Below are 17,888 nucleotides of genomic sequence, written 5' to 3'. Positions count from 1 at the left end.
GCATATCGGTACATTTACCCGCCAGGGCGGACCGGCCTCCCATGCGCGCCCATGGTCGCGCCCGGTGCTCATGAACCTCGCAGGCGAGGAGAACATGTTCGACTTGAGTGCACCGATCGTGACCACATTCCTCGTGTATGCGGTCGCCATGATCGGAGTAGGCGTCTGGGCGTACACCCGCACTCACACCTTCGCCGACTTCGCCCTGGGGGGCCGCAGGCTCAGCGCATTGGTCGCCGCCCTGTCCGCAGGAGCCAGTGACATGTCCGGCTGGCTGTTTCTCGCGTTCCCCGGAGCGGTGTACGCGGCAGGCATCGGCGCCAGCTGGATCGCCATCGGCCTGGCGGTCGGCACCTACCTCAATTGGCGGTTTGTCGCGCCGAGGCTGCGCACGTACACCGAGCGCGCCGAGAACGCCGTGAGCCTGTCGGCCTACCTGGAGGAGCGGTTCGAGGACCGCACCCGGATGCTCAGGATGGTCTCGGCGGTGGTCACCCTCGTGTTCTTCACCGTCTACGTTGCCAGTGGCCTGGTGGCCGGCGGGTTGCTGTTCGAGCATGTCTTCGGCATCCGTTTCGGGCTCGGGGTGGCCCTGATGGCCCTGGTGATGGTCATCTACTCGGGCCTGGGCGGCTTCCTCGCCGTGAGCCTGACGCACGTGATGCAGGCGACGCTGATGCTCCTCGCCCTGCTCGTGGTCCCCCTGACCGGTATCGAGGCCCTCGGAGGCTTCCGGGAACTGGGGCCTGCCCTCGACAAGAAGGCGCCGGGCCTGCTGGACATGGGGGCAAGGGTCAGCTACGCCGACGGGAAGTGGTCGGCCGGCGGGTCGCTCGGCGCCGTCGCGATCATTTCGCTGCTTGCCTGGGGGCTCGGCTACTTCGGTCAGCCGCACATCCTGGCCCGCTTCATGGGCATCCGCAGCACCCGTGCCATCCCCGCGGCCCGCCGTATCGGCACGGGCTGGGTCCTCGTCGTACTCGCCGGCGCCACACTCGTCGGCCTCGCGGGCATCGGGCGGCTCGGCACGCCGCTCCACGACCCCGAGACGGTGTACATCGCCCTGAGCCGCATCCTGCTCAACCCCTGGATCGCCGGGGTGATACTGATCGCCGTATTGGCCGCGATCATGTCGACCGCGGACAGCCAGCTTCTCGTGTCATCCGTCGCGCTCACGGAGGACTTCTACCGCGCGTTCCTCAACCGGCGTGCCTCGGACAGGGCGCTGGTGTGGGTCGGCCGCGGCGCCATCGTCGCGGTGATCCTTGCGGCCTTCGTGATCGCGCTCCACGGCGGCGGGCTGCTGGGCATCGTCGCCTACGCCTGGGCGGGCTTCGGGGCCGCCTTCGGGCCGGTCATCCTCCTCTCGCTGTACTGGCCGCGTATGACCTGGGCGGGAGCCATGGCCGGGATCGTGTCGGGCGCAACCACGGTGATTCTCTGGAAGAAGATCAATCCACTGCTCGGGCCACTCGCGTCGGGCATCTACGAAATGGTCCCGGGTGTGCTGATCGCCACGGTGGCCGCACTGGTCTTCGGCAGGTTCGTCGGCCGGCCGCCGAAACGGGCCTTCTGGCGGATGCCGGGAGGCGGGATGAGCCAGCTGATGTTCACGCCGTTCCTCACCCATGCACCGGTCGGCATGGCCGTCCTGGACACGGATCTGCGCTACGTCTGGGTGAACGAGCCCCTGGGCCGACTGATCCCCCTCGAACAACGACTGGGGCGGCAGGTGGGGGAAGTGCTGCCGAGGCCCGAGGCGGAAGCCTTCGAGGAGCGGATGCGCAGGGTTCTTGAGACCGGGAAACCGGTGCTGGACCACGAGTTCCGCGGCCCCAGCTATACCGATCCCCACCGCACGCGCGCGTACTCCGCCTCCTTCTTCGCCATGAAGGACCGCCAAGGCCGGTACGTGGGCATCTGGTACATGGTCATCAACGTCACCGAGCGCTGGCGGGCCCAGGAACGCCTGGCTCTGCTGAACGACGCCGGTGCCCGTATCGGCAGCACACTGGAAGTGACGCGGACCGCACAGGAACTGGCCGAGGAGGCCGTACCGTCCGTCGCCGAGTTCGTCGCCGTCGACCTGCTGGACTCGGTCATGAGGGGCGAGGAGCCGGCTCCCGGACCGGTCGGCATGACACCCGTCATCCGCCGAGCGGGGCAGCATTCGGTGCGCGAGGGCTGCCCGGAGGCGAGTCTGGCCGTGGGCGAGACGGTCCGGCGTGCTCCCTCGTCGCCCGTGACCCGCTGCCTGCGGGAAAGCAGGACTCTCGTGGAACGGATCCTGGACCGCTCCACCAGCGCCTGGGTGACCGAAGACCCGTCACTGGGCGCCTCCATCCGCGAGTTCGACTTCCGCTCGCTGATGGTGGTGCCGGTGCGGGCGCGCGGCGTCACCCTCGGCGTGGCGACGTTCGCCCGCTCCCGGGACCGGGGCACCTTCGAGGACGACGACGTGCGTCTCGCCGAGGAACTCGTCTCCCGCGCGGCGGTGTGCGTCGACAACGCGCGCCGCTACACCCGCGAGCGCGCAGCGGCCCGCTCCATGCAGCGTTACCTGCTGCCGCAGGAGCTCACGGGAGGGTCCGCCCTGGAGGTGGCGTCGTGGTATCTCCCTGCGGACGCCCCCAGCGGTGTGGGCGGCGACTGGTTCGACGTGATTCCGCTCTCCGGAGCCCGGGTTGCACTGGTCGTCGGGGACGTCGTCGGACACGGCATGAACGCAGCGGCGACCATGGGCCGTCTGCGCACCGCGGTACGCACGCTCGCCAATCTGGACCTCCCCCCGGACGAACTGCTGGCTCATCTGGACGACTTGGTCATCGGCCTCATGGGGCCGGCGGAGGCCGAGGACGAGACCGCGGGTGCCGCGTTCGTGGGGGCCACCTGTCTGTACGCGGTGTACGACCCGGTCAGCAGACGGTTCACGCTGGCCCGGGCCGGTCACCTCCCACCCGTGATCGTCGGCCCCGACGGCACCGCCGACGTCCTCGACCTGCCCGCCGGACCACCACTCGGCCTCGGGTACCTCCCCTTCGAGTCCGTCGAACTGGAGCTGGCCGAAGGCAGTCTCATCGCCCTCTACACCGACGGCCTCATCGAGACCTTCGACCGGGATCTCGACATCGGGCTCTCCCGACTGGGCGACGCTCTCGCGGTGCCCGGGCCGACGCTGGAGGAGATCGGCCTGGGTGCGGTCGACGCCCTGCTGACGGGTCCGCCGTCCGACGACGTGGCCCTACTTCTCGCCCGGACCCGCGTCCTGGCTCCGGACCGGGTCGTGTCATGGAACCTGCCCAGCGAACCGGCGGCCGTGGCGAACGCCCGCAGCCTCGCCGGCCGGCAGTTGGCGGAGTGGGGCATGGACGAGCTGACGTTCACCACGGAGCTCATCGTCAGCGAGCTGGTCACCAACGCCATCCGCCATGCGACCGGACCGGTAAGCCTGCGCCTGATCCGGGACCGCGGCCTGATCTGCGAGATCTCCGACGCCAGCAGCACTTCGCCGCGCCTGCGCCATGCCCGGACCACCGACGAGGGAGGACGGGGCCTACTGATCGTGGCCCAACTCGCCCGGAGATGGGGCACCCGTTACACGATGACCGGCAAGATCATCTGGACGGAGCAGGACATCCCCGCCGACATGGTCGCCCGGTGGTGACCGGGTGAGGCCCTGGCCCGGCCAGCCGGGGGCCGGCGCAAACCGCAGGTCAGAGAGGGAAGCCCACCGGGACGCACAACGGCCCCGCCCCAGGCATTCGCCCAAGTCAGAGCCGTAATGGCGGACGAGTCGGCCTGTACGCCGGGGACAATCGGTGCTTCGCCGGACGACGTTGTGACCTGCGTATATGTAGCGTCGGGACCATCGCAGTGCACATCGCGTGCACGATCACGCGTCACTGCCCGACGCACCGGCACGCGGGCGGGTTCCAACGAGATCACAGTCCGCGGAGGCGGGCAGCGGCGATCATGGTTCCCCTGCTCCTCTTTGCCCGGCCTCGGTACGCGTGACCTGCCGTGATCGGTCGTCTAGGGCGGACTCATCGGCGCTTGGACACATCCGTTCACCTCGGAGCACCAGGGCCGCCGAGGCTGTCCACCGATTCCAGTGCGAACTGATCCAGCAGCCTGGCCCGCGCGTCACGCAGCGAGGCCAGCGCGTCGACCTGGCGTCTCCAGTTCCGGGATGAGGGGCGCGCCGCGTCCGAGGTCGAGTACCGCCCGGGCGCGCAGCTCGACGGCTTGGTGGTGAAGTTCTGTCAGGCGGGTGCGTTCTGATGTCAGCCACGGAGAGGCGTCGAGGTCTGCGTACGGCTCGCCCTGCCACCACGAGAGCGCCTCGCTCAGCGCACTGGCGACCTGGCCGCTGGGTGCGTCGCGCATGGCCGCAAGGGCGTCTTCGAAACGGTGGGCGTCGACGTGCGCCCGTGGGATCCGTAGGGCGTATCGGTACCGACGGTCTCGATGACGTGCGAGCGGGTTCGCGGGGGACGATCCGGTTCAAGGGCGCGGCGCAGTTCGGCGACGAAGGTGCGGACGGTCCCGGCCGCTGTGGGCGGGGGGTCCTCCCAGAGATCATCGATCAGCACCGATAGCGGGACGGCCCGGCGGCCAGCCGCGACCAGTCGTCCCAGAAGCTCGCGGCGACGCAGGCTGCCCACCGCTACAGGGCGGCCCTCGGTATCCCTGGCCTCGATCGGTCCGAGCACCTTGACGACGATCTCCATGTCCTCATTGTCGTCGGCTTCGGGCTGCCGCTGCTGATCCACTGCTAACCCGGCTCTCCGATCCTCCCTGTCGTACACGCATCCATGCGTGAGCGGCAGTACCTCACACGTTTGAGAGAAGGAGACCGGCAACGATGGACATCATCATTCCGGGGTTCGAGACCAGGTCGATCGGTGTGGCTGACGGCGTTGAGCTGAACGCGGCGGTCGGCGGACATGGACCGGCCCTCGTGCTGCTCCACGGATTTCCCCAGACCCACCTGATGTGGCGGCATGTCGCTCCCATCCTGGCCGAGCACCACACCGTGGTCTGCCCCGACCTTCGCGGCTACGGCGCCAGCAGCAAGCCGGAAGCGGTCGCCGAGGACACCTACTCGAAGCGGACGATGGCCGCGGACATCATCGGCCTGGCCGACGCACTCGGAATTGACCGGTTCGTGCTGGTCGGGCACGACCGCGGCGCACACGTTGCTTTCCGGGCCGGCCTGGACCACCCGAATCGGATCAGCCACCTGGGAATCCTGGACATCGTTCCCACTCTGGACACCTGGAACGTCCTCCATGGGGCTGGTGCGGCGGTCGCCTTCCACCTGTATCTGATGGCCCAGCCGCCCGGTCTGCCCGAGCAGATGATCGCCAACAGCGCCGAGACATTCTTCGGCCACTTCCTCGACACCTGGTCCACGAGCTCCGACGCGATACCGGCCGAAGTGCGCGCCGAGTACCTTCGCGCATCCCGGGACGCCGTTCCGTCGATCGTCGCCGACTATCGCGCCACTGCGACCGTCGACGTTGGACATGACCAAGCCGATCTGGACGCCGGCACCCGGCTCACCATGCCGGTGACGGTCGTCCAACAGGACTGGGGCCAACAGCTAGGATTCGACGCCACCGCGATCTGGCAGCCGTGGGTCGCCGACCTTCAGCACTTCACCACCCAGGCGGGCCACTTCATGGCCGAGGAGACTCCGGAGGACATCGCCAGGCTGATCCTGAACCTGGTGAAGCGGTGATCGCCGCGGACAGGCTGGTGCCGGCCGAACCCATCGGAGGCTCTGACGCACTCCGTGCGAGGGGGCCGCAGTGATCCACTCCAACGCCCCACTGAGCACAGAAGGACGACGCAAACTCGTCGAACGGTGCCGGACCCGCCCGATTGCCCATGTCGCCGCCGAGATGGGCATCTCCCGAGCCTGCGCCAGCAAGTGGGTCAACAGGTGGCGCAGATTCGGCGAAGCCGGCCTGCAGGATCGTTCCTCGGTCCCACATCACAGCCCGACTGCCACACCCGACTGGGTCGTCGAACAGATCGAGACCTGGCGACCCTCGTCCACGAAGGGCACCTCTACAAGGGCGACACCTGGCGCGGCTGCAGAGACGCCGCGCTCGAACTCGCTGCCGTCATCAATCGTGGCGTGCTCGCGCCCGCCGTCGCCGGCGGTGAGCCGCGGTCGAATCGCTGCTTGTTCACGCCGACGACCCCAAGGGCGCTGGCGAATGCTCCGGAAAAGCCGTCGCCACCAACCGGTTGGCTGCCATCATCGCCTGTTCCTCGCACCGCGCCGAGCTGACCGCCTTGGCCCACCGCCGTGCGGGCATACAGAGGCCGTGTCCAGCATCTTGCGCCCTGTAGGTGCATCGATGCCTCACGTGTGGTGCCTCTACGGGCAGTTGGCGTCGTAGCACGGCACTCATGAAGACCTTGCGGCACCAACATGTATTGGCCAAGTGCGTGCGATGGGACGGGTGCAGCCAACAGCGCGGATGATCTGCAGGTAGCGGCGCCCGCCTCAGATGTTGCCCGCTGCGCCACGTGGGTGTGATCGCTGCAGCGATCACACCCACCGAACGGGGGTGGCCGGGGAGTGTGATGGACCTGCCATGAGCAGCACCCCTCACTCTACGTACCGTTTCCGATATCAACGGTATTGATCACACATGCGAACAGACTTGGTTTCAGTGCAGTTTGATGCGCAAGCACACGAGAGTGGCTGATATTGACTCAAGAGTTCCGTTCTGTCGAAAAATTCGAGATCTCGTTCGATCTCCCGCTGTACGTTGATTCCCGTCCGTGACCGCTGGTCGCGGTGAGTAATAAAACGGAATCGTCGAATCAGGTACAAGGGAGTTACACATGCTCAGACGCACAAGCGTCGCCATCGCCGCTGTGACCGCGCTCGCTGTGAGTGGTGTCGCCGTCCAGGGAGCAATGGCGACACCCCCGGCACCGCGCACACACTCCGCGGAGGCATTAGCCGGCGTCGGTACTGTGAAGGACGGTCGCGCCCTGTTCGAAGGCCTTGCCTTCGCGCAAGGAACGGTGGCAGAAGAACTGGGCAAGAGCGGAAAGTTCGTAGACATCGCCGCCCTCCGCACAAAGAACAGCACCCCGGAGCAGCGGAAAGCCGCCACGGCACTTCTCAACGCCATTCAGAAGCAGCATCCGAAGTTCTTCAGCAGCTTCTCCGCCAAGCTCCGCTCCGGAGATCCCCGGAAGGTAGAGAGCGCCACCACCGAGGCCGGTCGCATTCTGAAGTCCCTCGCGACGAAGAGTTCCGCCGCCGTCGCTGACGCCGGCACAGGCTCGGGGATGTGCGCCACTGTGGTGCTCGCAATCAACGTGCTCGTCGCGGTCAACCTGGGCGGAGTGGCCAACGTGTCGGTCGCCTTGAATGTGCAGGCATGGAGGGCCGCGGTGAACACGGTCGACTTCTGGTCGTCGCCTCCGAGCGGTTCCAGCTCGCTGTCCAGGGACCAGGAAATCGCCCTGTTGACGAAGACTCTGGCTGCCTGAGCCAGCCCCGCCAAGGGGCCCTCCCTACGCCCAGGGAGGGCCCCGGCTTGCTCCGGATATCACCCTGCGACCGTTCTTTGCGTCAAACGCTCCTGAAGTTGGGATACCGGGATTCCCATGCGCATCACAAAGAGAATTCATATCACCACGGCCGGTGAAGCGTCTCATTCGGCTGCAGTGCCGCGGTCATGGGTATCGACTATTGCCGCCCTGTGGGTAGTCGTGTCCTTGTACGTGGCACAGAGCTTCGTTCCCCACAATGTACTCTCCCTGCCTGCGCAGCACAGCGCCCGCACCGTGGCGACAGTGGTAGCCCCCCAAGGGTGGGCTTTTTTCACCAAGTCGCCCAAGGACCCCGTGTATGCGCCCTATCGATTATTCAAAGATTCCTGGAAGTCGATCTCCCTGACTCCACATTCCAAGGCGTCGAATCTTTTTGGCCTTGATCGCGCTTCGCGTTCTCAGGGGATTGAGGTTGCCCTGATGTTGCACCAGAAAAATGTCAAATGGACCTCTTGTGGGGATTCAAGCACAGTTCAAAACTGTCTGGAACTCGGAGCAAGGAAGGCAACGAAGGCCACCAACTCTTCCCCTTCACCCACGCTGTGTGGCCACGCGGCTGTGGTAGAGGAACGCCCGGTCCCTTGGGCCTGGCGTGACCTGTCCCCTGAGCGCCACACGCCCGAACGAGTTGCGGTCTGGAGTGTGAAGTGCCCATGAGTAGGGAGTATCGATTCGCGCTGCCGTGGACCAACGTCTATGGGCTTGCTCGAACGCTCGTCGCGCTGGGGACAGCAGGAACCCTGGCAGCCTCGAGCTCCGAGACACTGTTCCGGCCCGTGGCCACACTCGGCGAATACCCACTCTGCAGCTCCACTACGGCGGCGAGCGTCTTCTGCCTCTCGCCGCACAACTACACCCACCTGTCCTGGATCAAGTGGGCATGCGTCATCGCCCTGCTCATCATCGCTTCAGGACTCCTCCCCCGGTACACCGCACTGCCGCACGCCTACATCAACTACAGCGTGTTCTCCGGAATAGCGATTTCCGACGGCGGCGATCAAATCGCCTTGATTCTATCCATGCTGTTCGTACTCCCAGCCTTGGGAGACACTCGTCGGTGGCACTGGCAGCCATCGCCCGGGAAACTTCCCATCACGCGCACCACGAGAGTATTTGCGCTTGTTGGCATCAGTGGACTGATGATGTTGCGACTGCAGATGGTCGTCGTCTACCTGCAGGCCGTCATCGCCAAGCTCCCGCACGCGGAATGGCAGGACGGAACTGCCATGTGGTACTGGGGAAGCAATCTGGACTTTGGGCCGGCCCCATGGCTCGATTGGCTGGTCGCACCGATCATTTCCACCCCCGTCGGCGTGGCACTGATGACATGGGTTCCTTTGTGCATCGAGGGCTTCTTGGCGATCTCACTTCTGCTGCCGCAACGGCTCCGGTGGTGGGCGATGGGCGCAGGGATAGCATTTCACTTGTCCATCGCTCTCATGATGGGGCTGTGGAGCTTCGCTCTGGCAATGGCAGGCGGCATCATCGTTCTGTGCCTCCCTCTGGGGGCAACGATGCGAGTTCGTACCCACCCTCACCCGGAGAGCGAAGAGCCCCACCTCGCGACAGCCGCTGAAGAACCCGTGCCGCCGCTGCAGCACCTCTGACGCGAATTGCCGCAACCGAACCCCGCAGCCGTTCCAGCCTCCGGCCTGCTCCCCAGCCGGTCGCCTGGGGCCCGGTGACATTGGGTCTGTGAGCAATCTTCGAGGCGTCAAGAAGCCAGCCTCGACGTCGCGTCGGTCCGACATGAGCCCAGTCCCGCTAGAGATCAGCATGGCCCGGCCTCAGAAGCAGACCGGGCCATGCTCACGCGCCGTTCGATGGGGCTCATGGTCTTCATGCACGAGATCGGTAACTATCCGAGACCAGAGCCAGCAGATCGTGCTCCTCCAGCCCAATGCCCTGGGCGAGGCCGACGAGCTGACGGCATGTCTCCACCACGAGGGCACGATCACCTGGCGATCGACCGCTGACTACTGCGCCACGGCCGCGACGCAGGTCGATGAGGTTCTCCTGCTGGAGCAACTGGTAGCCGCGCAGAACGGTGTGCATGTTGACATTCAGGGTGCCTGCCAGCGCTCGGGCAGCCGGCAGCCGCTCTCCTTTGTGGAGCTTGCCTTCCGCCAGCGCCCGGCGCACCGAGGCGGCGATCTGCTCGGCCAGAGGAACTGACGAGCCGTGATCGATGGTCACCAGCATGTCATTGGCTTCCTGATTTCTGCGGCAAGTAGGAGTTGAGCAGCGAAGCGGCCGATTCGGCATCGTCGATGGTAATGACGAACTGCGTGCCGTTGGCGAGTGAGAGCCACAAGGCATCTCCGCCACGCAGGGAGATTGCGCTGAGGCCCGGGTTCCACCGGTAGCCCCAGCCTCCCACTTCAGTGGCCCGCGTCCACCGTGCTGTCGCTTGCTTGATCCGGTGCAGGGGGAAACGGCGCCGCAGGACAGGTAGTAGTGCCGACGCCACCATGACGCCCCGCTGGTCGACGGTGACCCTGATCGCTCCCGTTAGCAGGAAGGCGGCGGCTACGGTCAGCAGCCAGAGGCAGAGGGTGCGGGCTTCCGGATTGATGAGAGCGATGATCAGAAGGCCGCCCGCCAACACAGTGCCGGTGGCCAACATCCATCCGCAGAAGAGGGACCGGCACCAGACGACTACTCGCCCGGTATCGCTGCGGTCTACCGGTTGGCGCTTCACGAACGCCTCCGGCTGAGCACCCAGCCTATAGCGGCGACAGCCACACCGACTCCGACTGCGATAGCAAGCTGGTACAGGGGGAGCGACGTTGCCTGGCTTCCGGAAGACTGCGTGCTCGCCTGCAGGTCGGCGATGAACCCGTAGGCGGTGGCAGAGGCCAGAGCCCAGCAGAAGACAACGAGTGACCGTTGCCCGCCTGTCCTGTGCTTGATGGAGAAGGCCGCAACAAGCAGACCGACGAACTCGATCACGAAGATCAGGCAGTGCTTTGCAAGCGCCGAGCCAGGTGAGCTGAAGCTGGTCGCGGTGCCATCGGCGGTGAAGTGGGTGGCCACCTTGCTGGGCAGCGCGTCATGAAGCGCTGTGAACGCTAGGGCGACTGCGACTGCTCCCGCCACGAAGGGGGCAGCCACTAAGAGGGTTCGCCTGGCGGCTCCCACCTCGGTTTCACGCTGTGCGCGCATGGTGTAGGTCTCCCGTCCTAGATTGTGAGCATCAGTCTAGAACAATGCATCGCACCCTTCAACACCCTTCACGCCTGCGACTTCTGCCCACCGCGCCCCTGCGGAACCGGTCACTCCCGGCGGCTGATCAAGCCATCCCGAACCTCCGTACTCGATTGCCCAGGTAAGGAGTTGTAGCGTCAATCCGCCCTCCTGGAACTCCTGTTGGTCAGCCACCAAGGAGGGAAGATGTGCCCAACGGAATGATGTCTACATCGACCTCGGCATCACTCTTTTGGCACTGCTGAGGCAGTCATGCCCTGCTCGTCAACGCCAAACCAGCCAGACCACTGGAAGGCCAAAATGAAGATTAAGCGTGTCGCAGTTGCCGTCGCCACCTGCACCGTTCTAGGCATAGCCGGAACATCAGCTGCAAACGCCTTTGCCGCCGCCCCGACTCCTTCGTTAAGCAGCAAAAGGAGCAATTTAGTTGATCACACTGAAGACGGCCGTGCCGTTTTCGCCGGCCTCTTCCTCAACCAGGGAAGGTACTCGGAACAGCTCGCTACGAGTGCCACTGCGGCTACTGGGATCGACGCTCGCGAGGGCCAAAAGCTCGACTCCAAGCATGTCGACAGGCTGCTCAACAGCATCGCGAGGAACGACCCGAACTTCTTCGCAGACTTCTCCCGAAAGGCTCACTCCGGGAATCCGCGTTTGGTTAGGCAAGCGATCGGGGAGGCACACGACCAACTGAGCACCGTTCGCAAGCAGTCGGTGGATGACACCGGCAAAGGCACCGGATCCTGCCTTGCATTGGCCATCTATGCCGTAGTGGTGAAGTGGAAGGTTGCGTACTGGGCCCCCGGCTCCGGTGCCGCTGACCCACTGGAAAACGACCAAGCTGTAGCGAAACTGACTCAACGTCTTGCCGCTGCCTGACGCCTAAGTTCGCTTCCTATCCCAAGGCGGTTTGCCCGGTACTGGAAGCGTCATTCCGCTAGCGACAGCCGGCCCCGAGGGCCTGCTTATTCGGCCATAGCGCAACGGTTTCGCGGCGCGCTGTGCAGCCAGACAGGCAGCAGCCTGGCGCTTGCGGGGCGACGGCTGGTGCCAGAGCAATGGAGGCGCCGGCCCCACACTCTCGTTGTACCGAATCTGGGGTCGTTGGCCCCTACCAGCACTCCGACAGAACCTCTCCTTCTGGGGGTTCTCGTCGACCACGCCAAGCGGCTTCGGACCAGCTCAGAGGCCGGATCATGCCTGAGGGCCCCGGTGCGAGTCGGGGTCCTCAGCGCCGGCGGTCAGTCCAGGCAGCGAATGTGCTGGGCGGACGTTCGACATCGAGCCAGGTGCTGAAGGCGAAGGAGGAGCCGCCGAAGTGCTGGCGGACGTGGGTCTGGACGGCGCCTAGCTTGTGGCGGGACGAAATCGTAGGTGGTGTCTCTCCGCAGCCGCACGCGCAGTCGGAATCGCCGACGTGATCCCCCCTTTGAGGGGCCGGATGTGCGATCCGTCCACGGCGCAGTCGTCCAGGTCCAGCAAGTCCGCGCGGCGCAGTTCGGTCAACAGCGCGGCATGCAGGCGAGGCCAGACGCCCGCCTCGGTCCAGTCTCGCAGTCGACGCCAGGCCGTCACTCCGGAGCAACCCACCACCTCACTCGGTACGTCGCGCCAGGCCACGCCACAGCTCGTCGGGGGCAAGGTTCGCGATCACGACGCTGAAGCTTGCCAGAGAACCCGGTTGAGCAGTCCGGGCTGGCTGGACATATTGCCTGAACCACCCTGCCGCTTCACGGGCGACGTCGACAGCGACCAGCCGGTCATGTTCGATCCCTGCGTGGTCCGCGAGCATCTCCGCGGCGTGCAGCCGGGATCCCAGGTCATGCGTGGGGAGCGCCGCGAACGCGGATATCTCCGCGGTGCCCCGGTCGTCCCCGAGGTCCACCAGCGCCCGGGCGGCCCGCAGCCGGTCGAACGGGTCGCGCCGCTCGTCGCGAACCACCGCGAACAATTCCCGCCTGGCCGCCCGCAGCACCCGCCGGGGGAGGGCGGCGCCCTCGCTGCTCAGCCGGGCGACGTACTGGGCGCCGTTCAGCTCCTTGGCCCAGTGCGCGAGCAGCCGCGCGAACCCCGGACGGCCGGACCAGGAGGAGACGAGGAAGTCGACGTAGGGACTCTCGGCGGCGGCCAGCGGGGCCACTCGGCGTCTGCGCGGCCAGCCGCCGACGATCGAGCGGTAGGCGGTCCGGTTCCGCTCGGGGTCCCCGACCGTGGCCTGTGCCGCGAGGTGTTCGAGCAGCGTCTGGTGGACGAACTCCAGACTGCCGCCCCGCCGGACGACCAGCCCGCCGCGCAGCAGTACCTCCTCGCACAACGCGCTCCACCGCTCGGGACGGAGCGAGGCGGGCCGCAGGTGGCCCGTCCACCGTTCGATCAACTGCCGCTCGGGGGTGATGTCTCCGCAGTACTTGGCCAGCGCCAGCTCCCGCAGGACGTGATCCGTCAGGGCGCCGAGTCATTCCGCCGCGCGGGCCCCCTCGGCGCCGTAGCGGTCCAGCACGGCGTGCGCCTGCTCCAGTACGTTGGCCCGCTCGCCGTACTGCTTGGCGCGGAGCAGGTCCATGAACCGCGTGTACAGCGCCCAGCGGCCCCGGGGCAGCGGCTCCTGGACGGAGTCGGCGTGCAACTGGCAGAGCATGGTGGCCATCAGAGGCACCGTCGCCAGGTGTCGCACACTGGGGATCCTGACGTGATCCAGGAATGCGGTGGTCCTCGCCTCTGGCTCCGGTAGGCCCAGGGCGGTGAACCAGGCGCGGGCGAACCCGGGCAGCTGCTGGAGGTCGAAGGGCAGCAACGAGTAGCAGCGGAACCGAGGTTCCGGTAAGTCCCGGACGTCGAGGGTGGGCCTGGTCGCCAGGACGAACCGGACAGATCGAATGCAGGGACGGCAGCGAGTCGGTGCCGGGCGGCGGCGAGGATGGCGCGAAGATCGACCTCCGGGACCCGGTCGGTGAAGTCGACCCCCTGCGTGTTCCGGTGCATCGGGCACCAGGTCCAGGCCGTCGATGCCGGCCAGGGCGCGCCGGTAGTCGGCGGCCTGGCGGTGCAGGCGGGGCACCTTCTGGAAGGTGAAGTGGAAAGTGAAGAAGCGGCTTCCCGGGCCCCAGCCGGGCCGCCACCACCAGTGGTTGGCCATGCGGTTGGTGTCTGCCACGGGCCGCATCCCATCAGTCGACCACCCCTCCGGCCAGAGGGCCCGGCGCGCCTGGCGGCAGGCTGAAGCGGCGGGGCGCGGATTCGAGACACCAGTGCTCAACCGCCGCTTGCAGGTGAGCTCGCTGCCCGCCCGACATCGCGGACCGGGTCACGTCGCCGGCGAACTCCCTTAACCTCGACTGCCGATCGTCGGCGACGCGCCATTCGACAGCTACGCCTGCCGGGCCGCTCGCCAGCATGCGCGCAGGGCCGTGGCCGTGCCGACGGCCAGCCGACGGTCGAAGGTGGCCAATAGTGAGGTGACCGTGGTGGATTCGATGCCGAGGGTGTCGGCGGTGGTGGTGATGCTCAGTCCCATGACGCGGTGCAGGACAGCAGCATCGGCTTCCGCGGCGGGGACAAGGGAGTGCAGGGCGCTCGCGGGGGTGTTGGCGGGGGTGTGGGCGCGCTGGACGCGGTGGGTGAGGGCTTCCCACGCGATGGCGGTGGTGCGGTGGCCGGCCAGTGCCTGGGTCCAGGAGGCCGCCAGATCACCCAGGGCACGCCGGACGACATCGGCCGCGGTGTCGTGATCGCCGAGAAGGTGCTGGACGAATCGCTGGTAGATCTCGTGGTGGAGCTGGCAGAACGCTGCGAAGTCGGCGGGCAGGACCACGGTGATGGCCTGCTCGCCGAGCGGGGGGTGCACGGGGGTGGTGTGCGGGCTGGAGCCGTCGGCGGTGAGTGAGGCGGGCGGCATGGTTCCCCCAGGTGTTCGGTACGGAGTGCGGTGTCGGTGGAGTGGGTCAGCCGAAGGCGGCAGCCGGCCAGGACGGCCCCTCTCCGTCGCTGCCGTGATCGGCGGCCGGGGGCAGGGATCTGAGGTGTTCCCACAGCGGGCGGATGGCTTGCTGGTCGCCCCGCAGCGCCGTCGTCAGGTCCCTGACCACCGGCCAGCGCAGGTAGTAGTCGGTAGGGACAGCGTCGGTGCTGATGACCAGGAGGGCCTCGGCCGCCCGGGCCGTGAGGTGTGTGGTCTTCCGGAGGCGCGGGAGGTCGGGACTGGATGCGGCCAGGTACATTCCGCGCAGGGCCGCTTGAAGGGTACGGACCGCTTCCGCGTAGTTGCGAGCGGGTGGGGTCTGCAGGGAGTGGGCCCGATTCCACAAGAACATCAGATCTTCCGGGTCGGCCTCGCAAGCGAGGGCGAAGCGCTTGGTGACCTCCCAGGTAGGTGTCCGCTCTCCGGAGGTGATCCGGTAGATGTACGAGGCCGACACCCCGGTGAGGTAGGCCAGGCTCCCCACCGTGTTCTTACTGGTGCGCCGCAGGTAGGACAGCGCACACGAGAGCGGGTAGCCGGCCTGGCCCGGTAGCAGCGGGTGCGCTGACGAAGGAGTGGCGCCACCGAGGTTCTTGGGCACTGCTGGCTGGCGAGGGCGGGCAGGTCCCCGTTCCATGCGGGCCTTGAGCATCTTGTCCACTCTCTCCCGCGAGTAGTTGGTCTTGAGGGTGCTTTCAGCCGCCCCCATCACTTTCGCGACGTCCTTCCAGATGGCGCCGTCGGCGAGGGCTTGGCGTACGGCGACCGCGGTGATGTCCTCCAAGTCGCGCCGCAGGGCGACGCAGATCTGCAGCATCTCCAGCGGGGCCGCCTGGACCGGACGTTGGGAGTTGTTGGCCATCGCCTGGGCCTTGCTCAGTACGGCCCGGGAGAGGCGTACCGAAGCGGCGCCGTAGGAGGGTGGGCTGGAGGGGGTGGAGGTACGGCGTCGGTAGCTGGCGCTGCGGCAGCCACCGCTGCAGTAACGGGGAATACGGCCGGTGGAATGGGGGCGGGGAAAGACACGCTGGCATCGTTGGCAGCGAAGGGGGCGCTCGTTGTTCCTCATCGACTATCCGTGTGAGAACAGGGATGCGTGAACACGTCGGTTGTGTTCATCCGCAGGAGGGGTTTTCGTGACGTGACAGCAGTGAATATGTCGCTGCCAAACGCCACGAAACGGCCCGCGTACGGGTGCGGGCTCGGCTCAGGCCCGGCCCGGCCCGGCCAAGGGAGCGGCGGGACAGGCCGGGCGTGAAGGCCTGTCAGCTGTGGCGCTGTGAGCGATGACGGAGGTAGGACCGGTTTGCCACGTAGGCGAGCGGCGTCAGCACCACGATCGCGGGCCCTGCTGCCGGCCCGTGGATGAGGACGAGACCCAGTGCGGCGACGGCGAGGAAGGCTCCGCCGGCGATATTGACAGTCGTGTCGACAAGTCCGGGAGTTTGGCGCTCGGGCGTACGGCGCATGCTAATTTCGAACCCGCTGGTCAGTGAACCGGCAGGACGCGAACAGGGGCGCACTCTCTCTCCTTGCTTCGTAGTTGCAGATGAACGAGAGGGCCCTGCGGGATGGTTGGACGCCGCCACAGGGCCCTTTCGCATGCCGAACATACCCCCTCGCATAAACAGAGAGCGACGAGTTCGTCACGAAAGCGGGTTTGAGGTTCATCGGCCACACGAAAGCAACACCAGCTAACGACAAGCTGGGTAGCGTCGCGGGATTTTCCTACATCAGCGGGGTCAACTAGTCGAACTTTGCGATAAACGACCGCAAATGACGTTGTGTCGATATAGTGCCCCGCTACCGGGTGCCCCCATCATGCCCCACTCCGAGAACGACCGTACGGCGCTCTCCGAAGTTGCTCCCCACGCCAAGACCGGCCCCCGACCACACCCCCGGCCTTCGCTCCGCGAACATCCGGAGTCCACGCGCGGCCGCCGACTGTGACGTGATCTTCCTGAACTAGCCCCTTGGCAGTGACACACGCGGTAGGACGGTGTGTGCACAACTGCTCGGGGAGGACTTCATGGACAGCGTTCGCGTGATGGTGCTGATCGTGATCGGTTGCGCGACATGGGTGGGATGGCAGCTCTACAGCTTCCCGGGCGGCTGGGCCTTCGCCTTCGGTACACAGCACGCCGGGGAACGACAGCACCTGTCCGAGGCGCGCAGAAAGATGCGGGAGGCAGAGCGCAGTTCATACCGCAGGGTGGCAGCAGCCAAGGAGCAGCAGCACAGCACGCAGGCCCTGTTCGAGGAGCGGATCCGCCGTGCAGAGACGACTCTTCAGCGTATGAGCCAGCCCGGCCGGGGAGAGCCGGTGGAGCAACAAGGCGCCGCGGTGCTCCACCAGCACGTACTGCTGATCGCCGGCGAAGAGATCCCTCTCGCCGGGCTGCGCGTCCGCTTCGAACAGGCTCAGCACAAGAACCACATCTACGTGACGCGGCTAGACGGCACGGTCCATTGGACGCCGTTTCCGCACGCGGAGCACGAGGAGGACGGCGTTCGCCGCTTCGCCGTCCGCATCGAGAACGCTGTGGCGGCGGAGAACGCCTTCCGCGCGCAGCAGAAGGCGTTGATCACCCAGGCCGAGAAGGAGCTGCAGGAGGCCCGCGCCGACACCGGAGCGCGGGACGCGGCCCGCCTTCACCTCACCCAGATGACCACACTCCACCAGCACGACCGCCAGCGGAAGGCCGCCCGGGCGGAGCTGGAGGCCGCCCGCAAACGGTGGCAGAGCATCACCGGAAAGTTGCCGCACTGACTGCAGGCGGCTCCATGGCCTCGATAACCCGCCCCCAGGACTGTGCCACGCAGCCGTTCGCGGTCGGCCATACTTCCGTACAGGTCGGGTGCGCGCCTTTCCCGTACCGCCGGCGGCACAGCTCGACTCATGCCTTCCCTGCCTACGGACTGCTGGAGCTGACGTCGCCGCCGTCGGCACAGAGTCCGGGCCTTCGGAGTGAAGGCACGCAGTTCCCGCGACTCCAGCGGCCACCCCAGCCCCCAGCACAGCTGCGCGATCGACGGGCCGTGGCCGTGGTCGGCCCACCAGGAGGCGGCCAACTCAGCAGCGCGGGGGCCGCGGTCACGGCTCCCCAAGGTCCATCCCCGCGGGTGCGGGGAGCAG

Annotated in this window: 17 protein-coding genes and 2 pseudogenes; 8 read left to right on the top strand and 11 right to left on the bottom strand. The window is 66.7% G+C overall.

All coding sequences use genetic code 11. From position 1 onward, the window contains the following. Window positions 1–70 precede the first annotated feature (70 nt). Entirely contained in the window at window positions 71–3,664 is a 3,594-nt protein-coding gene (gene putP, locus EST92_RS32710; protein ID WP_343283794.1) for a sodium/proline symporter PutP, read from the top strand. Window positions 3,665–4,143: 479 nt separating this feature from the next. Here putP and EST92_RS31785 read toward each other — a convergent pair whose 3' ends face one another. Together EST92_RS31785 and EST92_RS31780 are read right to left on the bottom strand one after the other, a co-directional pair. Continuing rightward, complete coding sequence (locus EST92_RS31785; RefSeq protein ID WP_216849097.1) at window positions 4,144–4,386, bottom strand: BTAD domain-containing putative transcriptional regulator; 243 nt, start codon at window positions 4,384–4,386, stop codon at window positions 4,144–4,146. Next, window positions 4,347–4,730 carry a winged helix-turn-helix domain-containing protein gene (locus tag EST92_RS31780; protein WP_216849096.1) on the bottom strand — a complete coding sequence of 128 codons (384 nt, stop codon included), beginning with the start codon at window positions 4,728–4,730 and terminating at the stop codon, window positions 4,347–4,349. Before EST92_RS31780 ends, EST92_RS31785 begins: the two co-directional genes overlap by 40 nt. Before the next feature lie 134 nt (window positions 4,731–4,864). Here EST92_RS31780 and EST92_RS13415 point away from each other — a divergent pair, with 134 nt between their 5' ends. The 5 genes and pseudogenes from EST92_RS13415 (at window position 4,865) to EST92_RS13395 (ending at window position 9,194) form a co-directional block, all read left to right on the top strand. Beyond that, the gene (locus EST92_RS13415; RefSeq protein WP_129281163.1) at window positions 4,865–5,743 is read left to right on the top strand and encodes an alpha/beta hydrolase; all 879 of its coding nucleotides are present in this window, start codon (window positions 4,865–4,867) and stop codon (window positions 5,741–5,743) included. 70 nt (window positions 5,744–5,813) lie between these two features. Beyond that, window positions 5,814–6,020, top strand: a pseudogene (locus EST92_RS13410) (leucine zipper domain-containing protein); the annotation flags it as partial. 844 nt (window positions 6,021–6,864) lie between these two features. Then, on the top strand, window positions 6,865–7,524 hold the full coding sequence (locus EST92_RS13405) for a sporulation delaying protein family toxin (RefSeq protein ID WP_129281162.1): 660 nt from the start codon (window positions 6,865–6,867) through the stop codon (window positions 7,522–7,524). A gap of 117 nt (window positions 7,525–7,641) precedes the next feature. Continuing rightward, window positions 7,642–8,244 carry an SdpA family antimicrobial peptide system protein gene (locus EST92_RS13400; RefSeq protein WP_129281161.1) on the top strand — a complete coding sequence of 201 codons (603 nt, stop codon included), beginning with the start codon at window positions 7,642–7,644 and terminating at the stop codon, window positions 8,242–8,244. Next, window positions 8,241–9,194, top strand: a complete 954-nt coding sequence (locus tag EST92_RS13395) for a sporulation-delaying protein SdpB family protein (protein WP_129281160.1) — start codon at window positions 8,241–8,243, stop codon at window positions 9,192–9,194. Before EST92_RS13400 ends, EST92_RS13395 begins: the two co-directional genes overlap by 4 nt. 232 nt (window positions 9,195–9,426) lie before the next feature. Here EST92_RS13395 and EST92_RS13390 read toward each other — a convergent pair whose 3' ends face one another. From EST92_RS13390 to EST92_RS13380, 3 genes are all read right to left on the bottom strand, one after another. Beyond that, window positions 9,427–9,789, bottom strand: a complete 363-nt coding sequence (locus EST92_RS13390; RefSeq protein WP_129281159.1) for a GntR family transcriptional regulator — start codon at window positions 9,787–9,789, stop codon at window positions 9,427–9,429. A gap of 1 nt (window position 9,790) precedes the next feature. Further along, window positions 9,791–10,213, bottom strand: a complete 423-nt coding sequence (locus EST92_RS13385; protein WP_129281158.1) for a hypothetical protein — start codon at window positions 10,211–10,213, stop codon at window positions 9,791–9,793. Window positions 10,214–10,284: 71 nt separating this feature from the next. Further along, complete coding sequence (locus EST92_RS13380) at window positions 10,285–10,752, bottom strand: DUF1648 domain-containing protein (RefSeq protein WP_129281157.1); 468 nt, start codon at window positions 10,750–10,752, stop codon at window positions 10,285–10,287. A gap of 342 nt (window positions 10,753–11,094) precedes the next feature. Between EST92_RS13380 and EST92_RS13375 the strand changes: the two genes are divergently transcribed. Next, a complete protein-coding gene (locus tag EST92_RS13375) occupies window positions 11,095–11,673 on the top strand; it encodes a hypothetical protein (protein WP_129281156.1) in 579 nt (192 codons plus the stop codon). Between the two features lie 549 nt (window positions 11,674–12,222). Here EST92_RS13375 and EST92_RS13370 read toward each other — a convergent pair. From EST92_RS13370 to EST92_RS13340, 6 genes and pseudogenes are all read right to left on the bottom strand, one after another. Then, window positions 12,223–12,417: pseudogene (locus EST92_RS13370) on the bottom strand (IS5/IS1182 family transposase); the annotation flags it as partial. Beyond that, complete coding sequence (locus EST92_RS13365) at window positions 12,389–13,171, bottom strand: hypothetical protein (RefSeq protein WP_129281155.1); 783 nt, start codon at window positions 13,169–13,171, stop codon at window positions 12,389–12,391. The pseudogene EST92_RS13370 and the gene EST92_RS13365, both read right to left, overlap by 29 nt. 78 nt (window positions 13,172–13,249) lie before the next feature. Next, the gene (locus EST92_RS13360; RefSeq protein ID WP_129281154.1) at window positions 13,250–13,441 is read right to left on the bottom strand and encodes a hypothetical protein; all 192 of its coding nucleotides are present in this window, start codon (window positions 13,439–13,441) and stop codon (window positions 13,250–13,252) included. A 720-nt stretch (window positions 13,442–14,161) separates the two neighbouring features. After that, entirely contained in the window at window positions 14,162–14,689 is a 528-nt protein-coding gene (locus EST92_RS13355; RefSeq protein ID WP_129281153.1) for a hypothetical protein, read from the bottom strand. A gap of 46 nt (window positions 14,690–14,735) precedes the next feature. Further along, on the bottom strand, window positions 14,736–15,614 hold the full coding sequence (locus EST92_RS13350; protein WP_129281152.1) for a helix-turn-helix transcriptional regulator: 879 nt from the start codon (window positions 15,612–15,614) through the stop codon (window positions 14,736–14,738). A gap of 403 nt (window positions 15,615–16,017) precedes the next feature. Continuing rightward, the gene (locus EST92_RS13340) at window positions 16,018–16,221 is read right to left on the bottom strand and encodes a hypothetical protein (RefSeq protein WP_129281150.1); all 204 of its coding nucleotides are present in this window, start codon (window positions 16,219–16,221) and stop codon (window positions 16,018–16,020) included. Window positions 16,222–16,781: 560 nt separating this feature from the next. On the opposite strand from EST92_RS13340, the gene EST92_RS13335 reads away from it, so the two are divergent. Further along, window positions 16,782–17,522, top strand: a complete 741-nt coding sequence (locus EST92_RS13335; RefSeq protein ID WP_129281149.1) for a hypothetical protein — start codon at window positions 16,782–16,784, stop codon at window positions 17,520–17,522. Window positions 17,523–17,888: the final 366 nt, after the last annotated feature.

The organism is Streptomyces sp. TM32 (assembly GCF_004122755.1).
In the GTDB taxonomy this organism is placed as follows: domain Bacteria; phylum Actinomycetota; class Actinomycetes; order Streptomycetales; family Streptomycetaceae; genus Streptomyces; species Streptomyces sioyaensis.
Note: the sequence above shows the minus strand (reverse complement) of the source record. Positions and strands in the feature narration are given on the sequence as shown.